This is a genomic window from Aetokthonos hydrillicola CCALA 1050, from assembly GCF_017591665.1.
Taxonomy (GTDB): Bacteria; Cyanobacteriota; Cyanobacteriia; order Cyanobacteriales; family Nostocaceae; genus Aetokthonos; species Aetokthonos hydrillicola.
This window is the reverse complement of sequence record NZ_JAAKGC010000016.1, coordinates 20,013-37,802: the sequence shown is the minus strand read 5'-3', so window position 1 is coordinate 37,802 and position 17,790 is coordinate 20,013. Positions and strand designations below refer to the sequence as shown.

Annotated in this window: 12 protein-coding genes; 5 read left to right on the top strand and 7 right to left on the bottom strand. The window is 39.9% G+C overall.

What is annotated here, in order from left to right:
* Positions 1-21: 21 nt before the first annotated feature.
* From G4P69_RS10685 to G4P69_RS10670, 4 genes are all read left to right on the top strand, one after another.
* Positions 22-3,348, top strand: a complete 3,327-nt coding sequence (locus G4P69_RS10685) for a WGR domain-containing protein (RefSeq protein ID WP_310834194.1) — start codon at positions 22-24, stop codon at positions 3,346-3,348.
* Between the two features lie 173 nt (positions 3,349-3,521).
* Entirely contained in the window at positions 3,522-5,162 is a 1,641-nt protein-coding gene (locus G4P69_RS10680) for an SWIM zinc finger family protein (RefSeq protein WP_208349636.1), read from the top strand.
* Positions 5,163-5,428: 266 nt separating this feature from the next.
* Positions 5,429-6,865, top strand: coding sequence for a reverse transcriptase domain-containing protein (locus G4P69_RS10675; RefSeq protein WP_208349635.1), 1,437 nt, complete (start codon positions 5,429-5,431; stop codon positions 6,863-6,865).
* A gap of 235 nt (positions 6,866-7,100) precedes the next feature.
* On the top strand, positions 7,101-8,798 hold the full coding sequence (locus tag G4P69_RS10670) for an asparagine synthetase B family protein (protein ID WP_208349634.1): 1,698 nt from the start codon (positions 7,101-7,103) through the stop codon (positions 8,796-8,798).
* Positions 8,799-8,814: 16 nt separating this feature from the next.
* Here the strand turns inward: G4P69_RS10670 and G4P69_RS10665 are convergent, their stop codons facing one another.
* From G4P69_RS10665 to G4P69_RS10650, 4 genes are all read right to left on the bottom strand, one after another.
* Complete coding sequence (locus G4P69_RS10665; RefSeq protein WP_208349628.1) at positions 8,815-10,086, bottom strand: hypothetical protein; 1,272 nt, start codon at positions 10,084-10,086, stop codon at positions 8,815-8,817.
* 46 nt (positions 10,087-10,132) lie between these two features.
* Positions 10,133-11,854 (bottom strand): asparagine synthetase B family protein, encoded by a 1,722-nt coding sequence (locus tag G4P69_RS10660; protein WP_208349623.1) that lies wholly within the window; start codon positions 11,852-11,854, stop codon positions 10,133-10,135.
* A 6-nt stretch (positions 11,855-11,860) separates the two neighbouring features.
* Positions 11,861-12,484: a DUF3859 domain-containing protein gene (locus G4P69_RS10655; RefSeq protein ID WP_208346358.1), complete on the bottom strand. Its 624-nt coding sequence runs from the start codon at positions 12,482-12,484 to the stop codon at positions 11,861-11,863.
* 123 nt (positions 12,485-12,607) lie between these two features.
* The gene (locus G4P69_RS10650; protein ID WP_243902928.1) at positions 12,608-13,660 is read right to left on the bottom strand and encodes an acetylserotonin O-methyltransferase; all 1,053 of its coding nucleotides are present in this window, start codon (positions 13,658-13,660) and stop codon (positions 12,608-12,610) included.
* Between the two features lie 107 nt (positions 13,661-13,767).
* Between G4P69_RS10650 and G4P69_RS10645 the strand changes: the two genes are divergently transcribed.
* Positions 13,768-14,298: a cytochrome P450 gene (locus G4P69_RS10645; RefSeq protein ID WP_243902927.1), complete on the top strand. Its 531-nt coding sequence runs from the start codon at positions 13,768-13,770 to the stop codon at positions 14,296-14,298.
* Positions 14,299-14,410: 112 nt separating this feature from the next.
* Here the strand turns inward: G4P69_RS10645 and G4P69_RS10640 are convergent, their stop codons facing one another.
* The 3 genes from G4P69_RS10640 to G4P69_RS10630 form a co-directional block, all read right to left on the bottom strand.
* Positions 14,411-14,812 (bottom strand): fasciclin domain-containing protein, encoded by a 402-nt coding sequence (locus G4P69_RS10640; RefSeq protein WP_208349622.1) that lies wholly within the window; start codon positions 14,810-14,812, stop codon positions 14,411-14,413.
* Positions 14,813-14,981: 169 nt separating this feature from the next.
* Positions 14,982-16,193, bottom strand: coding sequence for an FG-GAP repeat domain-containing protein (locus G4P69_RS10635; RefSeq protein WP_208349621.1), 1,212 nt, complete (start codon positions 16,191-16,193; stop codon positions 14,982-14,984).
* Positions 16,194-16,451: 258 nt separating this feature from the next.
* Positions 16,452-17,660, bottom strand: a complete 1,209-nt coding sequence (locus tag G4P69_RS10630) for an FG-GAP repeat domain-containing protein (RefSeq protein WP_208349620.1) — start codon at positions 17,658-17,660, stop codon at positions 16,452-16,454.
* Positions 17,661-17,790: the final 130 nt, after the last annotated feature.

The window sequence follows — 17,790 nt, the reverse complement described above, 5'->3', positions numbered from 1 at the left end:
TTTGATAAAAAACATAGCTTGGTGCGATCAGCTTTGCTGTTACCCTTTGTGCAATCGCCTGTAGTCTGTCCTTTACGCGATCGCGCACAGCACACTTCGATTGAGCTGCCAACTTGGCAACATGAGCAAAAGCAAGCCACAATAGAGAGTCATCACAGGCTGTTTGTTGGTAAAAAAAGTGCCATGAAACTCATTAAACGCACAACCTTACACTATCAAGAAGGAACATCTGATAAAGTATACGAAGTGGATCTTTGCCAGATAGGTGAGGAGCGTTACGTAGTTAATTTTCGTTACGGACGACGCGGTACTAACTTAAAAGAAGGCACAAAAACAACTCAGCCTGTACCCTTAGCTCAAGCGCAGCAAGCTTTTGACAAGCTTGTTCAGGAAAAAACGAAAAAGGGATATCGTGATGTTACTCTTGGGCAGAGTTCCCCTTCGCCACAAACTCAACCAGTTGCTACTGGTGATGCACGCAAACAAGCAATTCTAGATCGCCTTGCTAATAAAAAACCTAGTAAATGGAAGCTAGAACGAGCTATTTGGCGTGCAGGAGAACTGAAAATTAGTGAAGCCACACCACTTCTCATCAACTTGATTGGTACAGGTGAACCTTTAAGAGATTATTGCATTGCCTGGGCACTTGGTTGGTGTGGTGGTAACAAAGCTATTCCTAGTCTGATCAATTTATATCAAAATACCCGTAGTCCAGATTTCGTCAGCCGCATTGCATTTGAGGCTCTACTGAAACTCTCAGATGCAGAAACCAAAGCAAGCTTGCAAGCGGAAATGATTGAGTTTTTGCCTCCGGAATTGCGTCCTTTAGCACGAAATGGTTCTCAAGAAGCGTTTACCACAGGTTTACAAAATTACCTAGAATGTGGTGATTATAAGCATTTTACAGTTCTTGATAAAATTTATCAAATCGATAACCAGTATGTTCGTCCAGCTTTAATCGGCATATTACGCAACGCACCTTTTCAACCAAACTACTTTCAAAGGCTACGCCATATCTTTAAAATGGCTGAATACCGCCACGATGCTGAAGTCTTTAGTATCCTTGCTTATCGATTCGAGAAAGAGAGGGAAAGATTTAAAAGCAGCAGTCATTATATAAGATTGCCTAACAATGAATATCTTAGTAAAAGATATAACTATAACTATACGACACGACGCTACGAAACCATTAACAACGAAATAGAACAAGAACTCAAGCATCCACAATCAAGAATTGCTTATGGCAGTAATACTCGCGAGTACCTGCGAAATCGTGTCTGGCGCACCCTCAAACAGTTGGGTGAGGACGAAGAAGCAGATTATGTAAAAATGGCTGTTGGCATTCTACTCCAACACTCCGATGCAGATGCAGGACAAGTAAGCGAGTCGATTTTTTATCGTTGGAACCGTTCTAACTGGACTCGCATCGAATTTAGAAAAACCTGGGACGTATTTGCAGGATATTTAACGTTTAACCATATCCTCTACGAAAATAGTCCTCGATATCAGTTGCATCATAATTCTAAAGCATGGCGGTGTCTCGAAGGTTATAAACCAGGAGATCCAGAACCTACAGTGCGGGAGGAAGCTTTTCCCCATCTTTGGGAAAAAAACCCGCAAGCACTATTAGACTTACTCTTACAAAGTAACTGTCGTCCTGTGCATCATTTTGCAGTTAAAGCTTTGAGAGTATCTTCAAGCTTCTGTGATTCCATCGATATTAGTACAATTATTCAGCTTGTTAATAAACCTTATGAAGTAACAGCACAATTAGGCTTTGAACTGGCTGTTGCTAAATACAACAACTCTCAACCAAACAAAGAATTAATTCTTGCTCTAGTCAATTGTCTATATGAGCAGGGTCGTACCCAAGCTTACCACTGGATTGAAGCACAACGGGAATATTTCTTAGAAGACAGCCGCTTTATCATTGCTTTAGTCACTAGTCAGCAAAGTGATACGCGGATTTTTATTCGTAGACTACTGGCGTCATCTATTTTAAGGGATACTACTTGTAAAGTACTTAGCGGATCCATCATTGCGCAGTTATTAGCATTCACACTACAACAAGAACGAGAGCTAGCCAGAGAAATTTCTGAAACTCTACTATTATGCTTTCCCACTCAGTTGCGTAGTTTAGGGTTGAGTGTAGTCAATGATCTTTTAACTCACCCACTGCTAGAAATTCAAGAATTAGGCGCTCGTATCTTACTAAATCACGAAATTCCTGCCGAAAACTTACCACCCCAGATCATTGAATCTTTTCTTGCATCACCCTACGACACATTACGAGTGATTGGCATCAGACTATTCGGACAGTTACCTGATGAGAAACTGATTAATGAGGACAGGGTTTTGATTGTGGGGATGGCTATAAATGCTAAAGAAGAGATCCGGAATGCTATCCAACCTATTATCCATCGTTTAGGAACAGCTCACCCAACTTTTGCGATCGCCTTAGCGTCTGATTTTATTGAAGTCTTGCTCACCCCAGAAAAACACGAAGGCGTTCACACCTACTTAGTGCATTTGCTGCGAGATTTACAAGGTTGGATGTCTAGCATTGACAAAGAAACAGCTTTGAAGCTACTCCAGGCAAAGTCTTCAACTTCACAAGACTTGGGGGGTTCGCTGCTAGGTGCAAATTTTCAAAACTGGATCAGAGAATTTACGACTGCCGAAATTGTTCAGCTTGGCAATCATGAGATTTTATCAGTGCGGGAAGCTGCTAGACAAATGTTTTTACAAATCTTAGACCGTCTGCGTGTAGATGGACAAGAAATGTTAGCAGCAGTAAGAATGTTAGAGGCAAAGTGGAATGATTCACGGGAATTTGCTTTTAAAATATTTACAACAGAGTTTGGTGCTGAAGAATTCACCCCAAAAGTTTTAGTGAGTATTTGTGATAGTGTACGTGAAGAAGCTAGACGGTTAGGACGAGATTTATTAACTCGTAATTTTCAATCTTTGGATGGGCAAGAATATCTCCTAAAATTCAGCGAACATCCATCAGCAGATATGCAGGTCTTTACAAGCAACTATTTGCAAGACTATGCTGTAGATAATTCTCAACGATTACGCGGATTGATGCCATACTTTATCACTGTTTTATCTGGTGTAAATCGCGGTCGTGTAGCTAAGCAGAGGATTTTTGATTTTCTAGATTCTGAAGCAGAGAAAAGCGAAGAATCTGCGAAAATTGTTGCGGAAATCATGACGCGACAATCGGCAACAATGGCAATTGGTGATAAAGCAAAGGCGATACAAATTATGATGAATATTCATAAAAATTATCCTCATTTATCATTGCCAATTCAGGTGAAAGCAGTTTCTGCGGTTAGGAGATAATTTGATTTTGGAGGATGTAGGGTGCGTTACGACTTCGTCTAAAGCACCGTCGATACAAATAAATACAAGCGTCGGTGCGTTACGGCACAAAAATTCATGAATTGGTTGAAGATGATATTTGATAATGCGCCTAACACACTCTACCAGCTATTATAATTAACAAAAAAAAACTTATGGAATTTAACTACGCATACAAAGGAAGTACAGAAGTTTTAGAACGCGGTGGAAGCACGCAAATGTCTTTTTCTCCAGACACCAAGCGTCCACCAACTTACTTTATTGGAGAACTAGGAAAAAAGGTGGCATTTCGTGAAGCTATTTCTGCTTTACATGATGTCGTTATTTCTGATTTGCGATTTCAACCAAAAGATAAAACTGCTTACAAAGAATGGCGTGCTAAACAAGATGAAATTGACTGGGAACTAGTTGCAGCTATGCAACAAGAGGTTGCAGCTAAAATTAAGCCTTTACGAGAAGAATTAAATGATTTAAACAAGCGCAACCGTGAGCGTTGGCAGCCTTATTATGAAGCAAAACGGCGTTATTTTGAATACATTTATCAAAAAGATCGTGATACTTGGTTTGTGCTTGATCCAGTTATTACTGTTCACCCTGATGAAGTCTTTTTTGAATGCTTCAGTATAGATGAGTCAAGTTATGGACGCTTGGGTGCTAGCTACGAAGTCTTTAAAAATATCAATGAATTTGCTTGCGGGACGACGAATGTAGATTATTCAGCAGCGCTTTACGATGAGTTTCAGAAAATTCGCAGCTACAAAAGTACTGAGTTAAGAGTTGATCCTTCTGGCTTTGAAGTTCAAACAACTCATGAAGCAGCTTACAAAGAAGTCAAAATTGATTTACCAGATACTTGGGTAAGAGGATTTTTGCAGGTTAGTTCGGCGATGTCTTTACCAGCAACGCAGTTTGATTTGCATCCAATGGATATTTATAATATTTGTTTTGTCTTACGTCGCCAAAAGGAAACAAAAGGACCACGTAGTTTACGATATCATCTGGAACCTGGTCAACCAGTGCGGGTGGTATTTGAACCTTGGGAAAAAGAGATTGTTTGTGCGCGATCGCCTTACCTAGGAACAGAACCTCAAACTATTCGCGTTTGGGGAAGACGGCGACTTCATATTCTAGAACGACTTATCCCTGTGGCGCAAAAGTTTACCGTTCATTTGCTAGGAACAGGTATGCCTTCATTTTACGTTGCTGACTTAGGCGATATGTCTTTTACCCTTGGTTTATCTGGGTGGACGGCTAATGATTGGTCGCAATCTGGTAACTTTGATTTAATGGCTCCCCGCGCTGATGTCGACGAATGGACGCAAAAAATTATTTTTGACGCACTGCGAGAAAATTGGGTAGAAACTGCTGATAGTCTTGCACAAAGGCTGAATTTTAGCCGGACTTCTGTTCTGGGTGCTTTAAGTGCTTACACTCAAGCAGGGCGTGTAATTTATGATTTGAACAAACGAGTTTATCGTATACGAGAACTTAGCCGCGAACCTTTACCCATGGAGAGGTTACGCTTTGCTAATGAACGAGAAGAAAGTGCAACAAGATTTCTGAGTCACAATGCTGCACAGGTAACATCGGTGAATGACCGAGATGGAGTGTTAGTTTTGCAGGGGAATATCCAAGATAAGGAAAAAATTTACAATCCATCTTTGACGATAGATAAAGACGAGCGTATAATTAGTGCAGAGTGTACTTGCAACTGGCATCAGCAAAATAAGCTGTATAAAGGTCCTTGTGAGCATATTCTGGCACTGCGGATGCAATACGCACGTCAGTGTAAATAAATCACGCGTTTGCCGTTGGTAGACAATCCTTGCAATTTGGGCGGTGCGATCGCCGTCCTTGTGTTTAGCCTATACATGCATCACTAGCCTGCTCTTAACTGTGCGGTCTTTCGGCAGTAGGTCGTATTCCGGTCTGACTTCCGTGAAGTGAAAGCACGACCTACTGCCGAGACCGCTTGAGTTGATCAGTCTAGTCCAAAGGGGTTTACGAAGGGAAAGCTAACGGAAAAAACGCGTGATTTTTTTAACCAAAATTGGAATCAGAAATGACTGATCAACCTCGTACTCGCCAAGAACTATACGATCGCGTCCGCCAAGTTGGTAAAGAGGAATTTATCCTCGAAGAAATGATTCGTTATGGTTTTTGGTTCGCACAAGGCGAACTACCTCAAGATCCAGCAGATGAAATTCGACGTGCAGGGGAGATTCAGCGAGAACTTCAACAACTAAGACAAGAAAATAATCGTCTCCACAATGAAAAAGCACTGCGCAAGCAGATGCTTAAGCAACGCCTAGAAGAGTCTCGGCGCAAGCGTCAGGAAAATAAAGAAAGGCGGGAAAAGCAAAGGAAAGAAAAATCTGAAGCTTGGAACCAGAAAAAGCAACATGAGATTATCTATCTTGGTGAAGGTGTTTCTGGTGGATTAAATAACACCGAGGGGAATCAGGAAAGATTACAGAGTTACGGATTACCTTTAGGCGATACACCAGAACAAATTGCTGCTATGATGGGCATTAGTATGGGTAAACTGCGCTTTTTAGCGTTTAACCGCAAAGTCTCAACCGTTTCTCACTACATCCGCTTCAAAATACCGAAGAAAACAGGGGGAGAACGGCTGATATCAGCACCTATGCCTAGTTTAAAACGGGTGCAACACTGGATTTTAGAGAACATTTTGAATCAGCTAGAAGTTGATGACGCTGCCCATGGGTTTCGGCGCGATCGCTCTATCGTCACCAATGCTACACCTCATGTTGGTGCGGACGTGATTATCAACTTTGACCTTAAAGACTTTTTTCCCTCAATTTCCTACAAGCGCGTTAAAGGGCTTTTTCATTCCTTCGGCTATTCTGAAGCAGCAGCGACTATATTTGCTTTGCTGTGTACAACCGCAGAATTTGAAGAAGTAGAATTGGATGGAAAAACTTATTATATAGCGTTAGATGAAAGACACCTTCCCCAAGGTTCGCCAGCAAGTCCAGCAATTACGAACCTTTTGTGTAGGCGTTTAGATCGGCGTTTAACAGGAATGGCAAAAAACTTGGGTTTTACTTATACCCGCTATGCTGACGACTTGACTTTGTCAGGTTGTGGGAATAGCTTGCGCCATATATGCAATATTCTCAGGCGTACAGATTCTATTGTCGCTCACGAAGGTTTTACCATAAACCAAGAGAAAACAAGGATTCTGCGAAACTGTCACCAGCAAGAAGTTACCGGAGTTGTAGTTAATGATAAACCCAATGTTTCTAAAAAGACTCTAAAGCAGTTCCGCGCTACTTTATACCAAATTGAGAAAGACGGACTAGAAGGTAAATCTTGGGGAAATTCTCATGATATTATCGCCGCGATTACCGGCTTCGCGAATTTTGTCGCGATGGTCAATCCGCAAAAAGGTGCTGAGTTTCAGCAGCAGGTGAAAAGGATTAAACAAGGAGTCAGGAGCCAGAATACAGGAGTCAGGAATCAGGAGTCAGAATGAAGATAAGCTGATGTGCAGCTAGATTATATACTACGAAAACGTATAATTAGTGTAGTGCGGGCATCTTGCCCGCGTCCTATATACCAATACGGTTCAGTTAAGATTAGTGGTAGTGGTAGGTTGGGTTGTAGCTTGCTTCCCCGTAGGGGTACGAAGTGAAACCCAACGAAATCCTAAAAATGTTGGGTTAATTCATGTATTTATTCTGACTCCTGACTCCTGACTCCTGAATTCCATGCTTTTTAAAGCTAAAACCCACATTCCATTGATCAATATTCCTCTGACTTGGTTGGTGGCTTATGGTTCCGTATCATCGAATCAAGATGTATCATGGCGTGATGATAAAGTTACGATAATTGCACCTCATCGCACTGTAGAATTTAGCACAAACCAGCAATTTGTCGCAGTTGGGGATATTTGGTTGAGTAACCGGGTAGAGTTGCTGCAACAATTAGGTGAAAATGATATTGGTAATAGTGATATCCAAGTAATTCTACAGCTTTGGCAAAAATGGGGTATAGAGTCGCTGAAGTTGTTGGTAGGAATGTTTTCACTAGTTGTTTGGGATCGCGACAAACAAGTTTTATATTTAGTTAGGGATAGAACAGGTTCTAGAACCTTGTACTATACAACGGGTTCAATTTGTTGGATTGCACCACAATTAACAGCAATTACACCTCATCGTTCTCAAGATATCGATTTGGTCGCACTGCGGGATTATCTTTGTTGTGCTTTTGTTCCTGGGGAAAGGACTTTATGGCAAGATGTTAAGGAATTGCGTCCAGGAACTGTTTTACAATTGCCTACAAGGGAAGTTCAAAGCTATTGGCAATTAGAAGAACAGATTACTAATAGAGATAAACCTTTAGCTTGGCATGGAGAAAAGCTACGATATCTACTTAACCGAGTGATTCAAGAATATTTACCAAAAAAACAACCTGTAGGAGTTTTTCTTTCAGGAGGTTTAGATTCGAGTAGTGTTACAGCACTTGTAAGTAAACTTCATGACGCGCCAGTTCATACCTTTTCAATTCATTTTGGTGCAGAAACTCTCAACGAATTGGAATTTTCCAGTTTAGTATCACAACATTGCCAAACTCAACACCACATTCTCGAAATTAGCTTTAAAGATATGTGGGAAAAACTTCCAGAAACGATGAGGTATTTAGATGATCCAATTGGCGATCCTTTAACTGTACCAAATTTATTGCTAAGTAAATTAGCACGAGAATTTGTACAAGTTATTCTCAATGGTGAAGGTGGAGATCCCTGTTTTGGTGGACCAAAAAATCAACCAATGTTGATTAATAGTTTATACGGTTCAGTCACAAATCAAGATATCGTGTACGCTTACTTAATATCTTTTCAGAAATGCGCTGCTGATTTACCATCGCTACTCAAACCAGAAGTATATCAAGCAGTGAAAGATGTACCATCCGTATTTGTAGGAGATTTAAATTCTCAAGCTAGTTATTTGAATCGATTAATGGCACTTAATATTAAATTTAAAGGTGCAGACCAAATTCTTACAAAAGTTAGTAACTTTACACAAGCTGCGAATTTACTTGGACTGTCCCCATTATTCGATCAGCGCGTGGTAGATTTGAGTATGCAAATACCCCCTGAATACAAACTATCGGGAGTCGAAGAAAAAGCTGTTCTCAAACAAGCAGTATTAGATATAGTTCCGGATACGATTATCAATCGTCCGAAAAGTGGGATGATGGTTCCCGTACAGTTAGGGTTTTATAAATACTGGCATAAAGAAGCAAAGAATTTATTGTTGCATAAAAAGAGCTTTATTGCACCTTACCTTAATCAATCTTTAATTAACGACTGGTTGAACTATCGTGGCGATACTTGGAGAAGATATGGGGTAAAATTATGGTTACTGGTAAGTTTGGAGATGTGGTTGCAGGTTAATCGAAGATAAGTAGGCGTTTATGATATTAACCAAAATTTTCAGTTGTGTAAGTAAAATTATCTTCACTGCCTATGATAATCAAGTCACTACCACTGCTATCTATCGTTCCAGTATTAGCAATTCTTCTTTGGATGATTTGAATTAGTTTTTGTGGTTGAAATGACTCTAACTTAACAATATTACCAGCTTCTAACCATTGTAATTCTTCTGGTGATAATTCTTGACGAATCTCGGGTATTAATTGTTTAGCATCAGTTGCAGATTGGGGCGATTTTTCAATAAAAATTCCTTTTTTTGTGGCTAAGACGTGACGAGGCGAGATACCAATATCAATAATTGTAACATTACTATTTTGAAACCAATCTGGACTTGTTTTTAGACGATGCACTAAGCTTAAACCATCAGCTGTACAACTGTGTAAAGCATATACCTTTAAATCTGGATTCCGTCGTAGCATCTCCATTGTGATTTGGAAAATACTGTGAGGATATCCAGTGATACTGAGAATAGCACAGTTATTTTCAAAGTGGAAATTATTTGCTATCAAAAATTGTGCAATTTCATCACTATCGCATACTATTAATCTATCAAAACTATAAGCTGTTACATCAGGATTGATTGCAGAAAACTGGTTTTTTGGTTGGGGGTTAGGAAGTAATTTGAGAATATTTCCGTTTATTTGTTGCCAGCGATTTAGCCACTCTTGAAGGGTTGATTCTGGGACTATAAATTCTGAAGGTATAGCAGTTTTATTTACTTGCGTAATACCCAGATAAATCGCAGTCATGCCAAGAAGTGTTGCGACAACAAATATTAAAAATGAATTATATATCAATACACTTGCAGCAATTCCTACTAATAAAATAAAGCCTCCGACAAATCTTAAATATTTTGCACTCGCTTTACGACTAGCATTATCCAACTTAGGTGATTTAGTATTTTTATATAATCTTATTGTCTCAAATATTTGATATAATATGATAATGAAGGGTATTTTTCTAAAAACCAAAAATAAAATTACATGAATCAATATAAAACCAAGTGCAAAAAAATTAGAATTAAACCCTTTACTACGTAAGCGATTATCTACATAGTAAAACATCTGTTTAGGAGTAAAAAATAGAGTATCCGCTACAGAAATATTATTAATCATTTTTGCAAACATTGGATCGGTAATCTTAATAGATCCCATGCTTGTCGGCTCAAAAGCAAAAGTATGACTGCAACGGCTGCATCTGCCAAAATTGGCTGTTCTGTCCTTTAATTTATTATCAGTTCCACACTTAATACACTTCATAATAACTCCTTTAATAGTTCCGCAGTGGCTTTCTTCTAATCTTGAACTAAACTTGCAGTTTTTTAAAAAATCTCCACATCCAACGAGGTAATATAAACGGGTGGAAAAATTCTTTTGAATTCGGTGCTTCACCAAGTATGTGAACGCGCCATAATTCCCACATCACCAATAGCCATAAAATCTCACCTATACGTCGTCCTGTTATCGCTGCACTTAATTCTCCATTAACAATTTTTACGGCAATATCTGGTTTAAAAATTCCCTCTCTACGTAAAATACTCGGCTTCAACCAATCACCTAATTGATGCCAAAATTCGTGTAAACACCAAGAAGTTAAGGGAACACCCATACCGCGTTTTTGCCTCCAAACAATTTCTGGAGGTAGCCAGTTTTCTACCGCACGCTTGAGGATATATTTCTCGCAATTACCGTGTAAAATCAACTCTCCACTCAAGCGGAAAGACCACCTTGTCAAGGGTAAATCACAAAAAGGCGATCGCACAGCCAAACCTTGCGATAAACCAATATTTGTCGCTCTAGGTTGAATATTTTGCGCTCCTTTTAACATTAAATTAGCACGTCGCAGTCTATGTAACAAGGTATCGCTGTATTGGGCGTCAAGTGCTTCTCGCAACCAATCCTCTGCATGTAATTCACTGATATCTGCTTGGTACGCATCATAACCCCAAAGACGGTGAAAAGTGCGGAGATATTGCTGAATAAAATTATCCTTACTTGGGTGTTCTGCTTGATAAATCCCGGCGGCTATCAAAGGTTTATTCGTCCAACCACCAAATAACTGGTCACCATTTTCCCCATTAAATATTACCTCTGTTTCCTGACTTGCTCTTTGTACTAATAAGTACAATGGTACAGTTACCCCATCACCAAAAGGTAAATCAAGTGCTTTTACTGTAGGGATTAGTGCTTTAGAAATGTTACGAGGGCTGGCATCGACTTTTACTAAAGGGATTTGAAGATACTGAGCAACTTGTTCTGCATAAGGGTGTTCTGGTATACCATAATTCCCAAAGTCAAGAGTGTAAGCTTTCACTTTTATCCCTGCTTGTACGAGTAGTGCAGCAATAATCGAAGAGTCAAGTCCACCAGAAAGACAAACTCCTACAGGTTCTGTGGTATCGGAAACTTGACGTGCGATCGCATCTTTGAGGAGTATTTGTAGTTCTGTTACTGCTGTGACTTCATCATAAACTTTTTCCGATTCTTCCCACCATTCCTGCAATCTCTGTATTTTCGGTTGTAAAAGAATCTCGTCATCAAAACTCCAAGCTATTTCAGTACCCGCACCAATAGCTTGAATTCCAACCACAGGAGTTAAGGGAGTAGGAACATAAGAAAAACAACTATATCCATAAACAGCAGCAATATTAACTTGAGGCGCATCTAAAAGCGGTAAAAGTAATTGTAGCTGCGATGCAAACCAAATAACTTGTCCTAGCTGTATCCAATATAAAGGAACCCGACCAAAAATATCCCTTCCCAAGAATAAAGTTGTATTGCTTGACAAACGAACCCATACATCAGGACGATCATGTATTCCCGCAGCAGATAGCGAAGCAATAATATTGTTGTCAAGTTGAATGATCGAGTTTTGGTCATCAGAGATAAAAGCAACATTCCAAACTGGGTTTTTCCTAGTATCCAAAGGCTGATAATGCTGCTTGGCGATGCTACAAAGAAGTACCTCTTCAGATTGAGAAGCATAACCCCAATAACCAACGAAATGAGATGGACAGATGGGAGCCATAAAAAATTACTTCACCTGGAAATTTTCCTCACTCAGCACACGTTCATCCAAAGATATTTGGACTTTCCAGCTACCTGGATTTGCTCCAAAATTGATACTATATTTACACTGAGTATCCCAAACGGATGTAGTAATCTCTTTAGTTTGATAGCGATTTTTTTTAACAACTTGGCCGCCGGGGTTAATCCAATCACAAGCTAAATTTAATTTTTGACCAATAGGTGCATCTTTGAGGGTAACACGATAGAAAACTTCATCATTACTTTGCCGTTCAATAACCTTTAAATTATCTCCATTATCCTGTGCTTTAGTGATGCGGTCTTGTTGGACTGAAACACGAGCAGAAGTAGCACTTTTCTGGTTAAAAAAGAATATTCCACTACCAATAATTAGCACCGTTGTAGCAGCAATACCTGCAAAAATTAACTTATTCCGTCTTCTTTTTTCCTCTAAAGCTTGACGACGATACACTTGAGTTATTGCTTCGTCGGCTAACTCTGGTGGTAAGTTTAATTCTGATAATATTTGTTCAACTTCTTCGGGTTCAAGTTCTTGTTCTCGACGCTGCTGCAATCTTTGTGTTTCAGCAATAATTTTATTCAATTGTTCTGGAGTTAGTTTTTGACTCATATTACAAATTTGGTTGGGTAATCAAACAGTTGCGATATCGAGCCCTCGCCCCCTTTTCCCTCTCCCAAACTTGGGACAGCCCAGGTGAGGGCTCATATAATAAGCTATTAACCGGATATAATATTACTTGATACCAAAAATCATTGAATCGAAGCCGATTAAATGCTTCTGTTGTAGTTCACGGAATCCAACAGATCTCATCCACTCGATACAATTAGCACCAGTATAATCAAATCCTCCCGGAGTTTCAATCAACATATTGAGACTCATCAAAAGACCAAATGTATTTTCGCAGCGATTGTCATCAATGATGGCATCATAAACAATCAACGCACCACCAGAAGGAAGTGCCTCATAAGCTTTAGTTAGTAGCATGAGTTTTTCCTCAAGGTTCCAATCATGCAAAATATGCCCCATTACTAAAACATCAGCCTGAGGTAGTGGATCCTTAAAGAAGTCGCCTGGGACAAACTGCAAGCGTTCGTTCAGACCATTAGAATTAACATATTCCTCAAAAACTGGACGCACAACAGGTAAATCAAACCCACCTCCGTACAAGTGGGGATGAGTTAATGCGACTTGCACTGGCAATCCACCTTGAGCTGTGCCAATATCTATGAAAGTTTTGTATTCACTCCAGGGGAATTTTTCAGCGATCGCTTTTGCAGATCCAATGCTTAGACCAGTCATGCTTTTAAGAAAAGTTTCCAGACGCTCGACATCAGAATACAATGTGGTAAAAAAGTTCTCACCGTGCTTGACTTCGCTTTGCGGCTGTCCAGTTTGCAACGCTTCAGTAAGGGAACCCCAGAATTTATATAGTCGTGAGTTAGCCATTTCTAGCATTCCACCTACATACTCAAGCCTACCACGTACTAGAAATTGGTCAGTTTCTGGAGTATTAGCGTATTTCTCACCATCCCGTGCCAACAAACCTAAAGCTACCAGAGCATCAAAAAAGTCTCGTGCTGAACGTGGATGTATTCTCAGACGCTCAGCTAATGTTTGAGCATCAAGAGGTGATGACGCTAGTTCAGTAAATAAACTGAGTTCAACTGCTACTAGCAGGGTCTTTGCACTCCAAAAACCCATTCCTACCTGCATAATACGGTCAGGGGTTGGCATGATATCCATCATATTTTCCAAACACAAAAGATTGCCCACCCAGGTTAGCATGAACGATTTTAACTAGCATGTTATTAAGGGCGAAAAAGCAACAACCACCAATGTATTACGCTATATGCATAACACTACTGATGTAAAAGAGTTACTTATACTTGAAGATGGACAAACGCCGCCTCCAGGTACTACATCGTCTCATAGAGGAGCAATCAAAGGTTGTGGGTACACAAATGTTATCAACTGAGAATTTGAAGCAGATGGTATTTTTGGAGGCGACGATTAAGGAGACGCTGCGTACCTTACCTCCTAGTTCCACTGCTAACCGTCGGCTTACCAAATCTGTCGTGCTGGATAATGTGCTGTATGAGAAGGGCTGTGTCTTGATTGCAGAACCACGTATCGCCCATATTATACCAGAATACTTTCACGAACCAGAAGTATTTGCTCCGGAGCGCTTTTTACCAGAGCGCAACGAGGGCAAGATGTATAAGTTTATCCCGTTTGGTGGCGGTGTACACGCATGCTTGGGCGCACAAATGGCGATGGTGGTTACTAAGGTGTTTGCATCTCACGTGCTGCGGATGTTTGACTGGAAATTGACAGGTGAGGCAAAGTTTGTGCAGTTTCCTCTCAAGAAGATTAAGGATGATTACCAAATCGACATTGCTTTACGCGAGGAAAAAACATTTTAACCTTTACGCGCAATTCCCCACCCTCTGTAAGGTAGGGTGGGGATGGATAGCGGTTAAAAACTTATGCTAATACAAGACTTTAATTTGTTTTAGCTAGGTTTTAAATCATGGGTTATGCAGGGATTAACACTGTATCAATGATATGTATGACACCGTTATCAGCTGCAACATCTGGTGTTTGAACGGTAGCATCATTAATCTTGACACCTTTAGAAGCATCAATTTTTACATCTGACCCTTGAACAGTAGTGGCTGACTTCAGCTTAACTACGTCAGCTGCTAACACTTTACCCGCAACAACGTGATAGGTCAAAATTGCTGTCAGCTTTGGAACGTCCTTAAGCAATGAATCCACTGTACCTGCTGGAAGTTTATTAAATGCTTCATCAGTGGGTGCAAAAACTGTGAACGGACCGGGGCCTGTAAGCGTATCCACAAGACCAGCAGCTTTAACAGCAGCAACTAGAGTGTTAAAAGAACCAGCGCTTACCGCAGTATCTACGATGTTAGCCATGTGTTTTAAGTTGTTAATTTACATTCCTTAATAAATTTAAACTTAAATACACTAAAGAAAATCTTCCTTTAGACACATTTGATACAGTTTTTCTTTAAATTTGTTACATTCTGACCAAAGAGTACGGGACGGACCGGACGTACGCCCCTACTCCGCGCATCGCCAAAGGCTAGGTGTACCACTCAGGGGAAACTTTTGGCAAAGAAGACGTACTAGAGGTTGTATCATTGATGAACCAAATAGAGTCATCACCTGTCTTCGTATTACGCCAGAAGATATCTGATTTACCATCACCATTGTAATCGCCAATACTTGGCATCAAGGACGGATCAGTTTTTGGTAGAAAAGCTGAGGTAGAGACTTTTGTCCCATCCATCAACCAAGTGGTGTTTTCACCTGTCGTAGTATTGTGCCAAAAGATGTCAGTTTTACCGTCACCGTTAAAATCCCCAACAATAGGTTTCCATGCTAAATCCTGTTTTCCTAAAGAAGCGGAATTAACGATAGTCCCATTCATTAACCAAGCAGTATTCTCACCTGTTTTCGTATTACGCCATAAGATGTCTGTCGTCCCATCACCGTTAAAATCGCCAATACTACCCACACTCCATGATGGATCAAGTTTAGGCAAAGAATAGCTACTTGTGTTAGTACCGTTCATAAACCAGACAGTGTTTTCACCTGTTGTCTGATTATGCCAGAGAATATCAGTCTTACCGTCACCATTAAAATCGACAATGTTAGAAGTCCAGGATGAATCAGTGTTTCCTAAATAAGCAGAAGTAGTCACTTTCATCCCATCCATTAGCCAAAGAGCATTTTGAGCCGTTTTTGCATTGCGCCAGAGGATGTCTGTTTTACCATCGCCGTTAAAATCGCCTGTGTTAAATGTCCAGGAAGGGTCAATCGACTGTAAAGAAGCTTGTGAACTAATTGTATTACCATCCATCAGCCAAATAGTATTGTCACCTGTTTTTGTATTGTGCCAGAAGATATCAGTCTTACCGTCGCGGTTAAAGTCAGCAAACTGATAATTCCAGTCTGAAGTCGTTTTGGGAAGCGCTGACGAATTATATTTATCGCCATTCATCAGCCATACAGTAGTTTCTCCTGTTTGAGAATTACGCCAAAATCTATCATTTTTACCATCACCGTTAAAATCTGGATAAACAGCAGCACTATTGAAATAGGAATTTTGATTTGGCTTGTTTATTGCTTGTACTGATGGTATAGAGACTTGGGCTTGAATTGATTGTGATGACTGGTTTAGATTTAAATAAGAATTGAAATCAAACCCATTTGTCATACCATTTGGAAGCCGAGGTAGTTGTAATGCACTAGTATACTTAGAAAGATTTAAAGAGTTATAAGAAGTAGTCATCGTGTGTATTTGTTACTAGGATTTATTAAATTTTTAACTTTTTTTCTATAAATTTCTGTTAAACAAAAACATCTAATTATTTTGAATCAGTAACAAAAGACAGTTATAAATCAAACTAGTAGAGGCGGTAAAAATCACGCTGTCATGAGTATTATTTTTTTCGTTGCTATTAATTAAAAATAAAAAGTTGCCTGTGCTTACTGATTACACTGAAGCACAAGCAACCTTTATTGGAATATTGGGTCCACCTAAGAGTTCTTAGAAGGTATACCACTCTTTAGAAAGTGTTGGTTCAGAAGTTGTAGTAGTAACTTTTGATCCACTGATAGTCCAAATGGTGTTTTCCCCTGTGCCGTAATTACGCCAGAATATGTCAGTTGTACCATCACCGTTGAAATCGCCAATGTTAGCTTGCCAACCAGCGCCAAGTGTCGGTAGAGTCGATGCAGTAGCTGTTCCACCATTCATTGTCCAAAGGGTGTTTGTTCCCGTTGAATCATCGCGCCAGAGGACATCGGTCTTACCGTCGCCGTTAAAATCACCAATGCTAGCTTTTGAGGTTGCGGTTGTTTTCGCTAAGGTTGATTCAATCGGAGTTGTACCATTCATGAGCCAAACTTTGTTCTCTCCGGTTTTGGTATTGTGCCAGAGGATGTCGCTCGCATAATCACCATTGAAATCGCCTACAGTCAGACTCCAATCCGTACTGACTGTTGCAAGTGTGGAAGCTGTTGGAGTTGAACCATTCATTGTCCAAATTTTGTTCTCACCAGTCTGGGTATTACGCCAGAAGATGTCTGTTTTGCCATCACGGTTGAAGTCAGCAATAGTAGGCGTCCAAGCGGCGTCAAGTGCAGTGAGTGTTGAACTAGTTTGAGTTGTACCATTCATTGTCCAAATGGTGTTCTGACCATTTTGAGCATTACGCCAAAGGATATCTGTCTTGCCGTCGGCATTAAAATCAGCAATGTAAGGTTTCCAAGACGCGTCGAGTGTTGGTTCTGCAACTTGAGAGGCAACTTTTGTGCCATCCATTAGCCAGATGGTGTTCTGTCCTGTTTTAGCATTGCGCCAGAGGATGTCTGTCTTACTATCACCGTTAAAATCAGCAATTTGAAAAGCCCAGTCTGGACTCATTGTCGGTTCTGTAATTTGAGAGGCAATTTTTGTACCATCCATCAACCAAATTTGGTTCTCTCCTGTTTGAGAGTTCCGAAAGAACCTATCAGTCTTACCGTCGCCGTTAAAATCTACTAATATCGCTGCACTACTAAATATAGGGTTGGGATTGGGATTTTTTTGCAACGAGAAACCTTGCGACGATACTTGATTTTGTGACGACTCTAAAGAACTTCTAGATAGGGAAGAGGTATGTAAGTTATCAACGGGGTCTGCAAATGTATTTGAAGTTTTAAGAGATTGTAATGCACTAGAAGTTAAAGAAGAGGATTTGTCAGAGGTCACCATAGTTTTTCTTTCGCGTTAGTCGTCATAAAATTTCTAACTTTTTTTGCTAGATTATTTCAAGTGTTATATAAGAACATATAAAGGTTTTTAATTATTTATTTATAAATCAAAAGTTAGACAATAACATCTA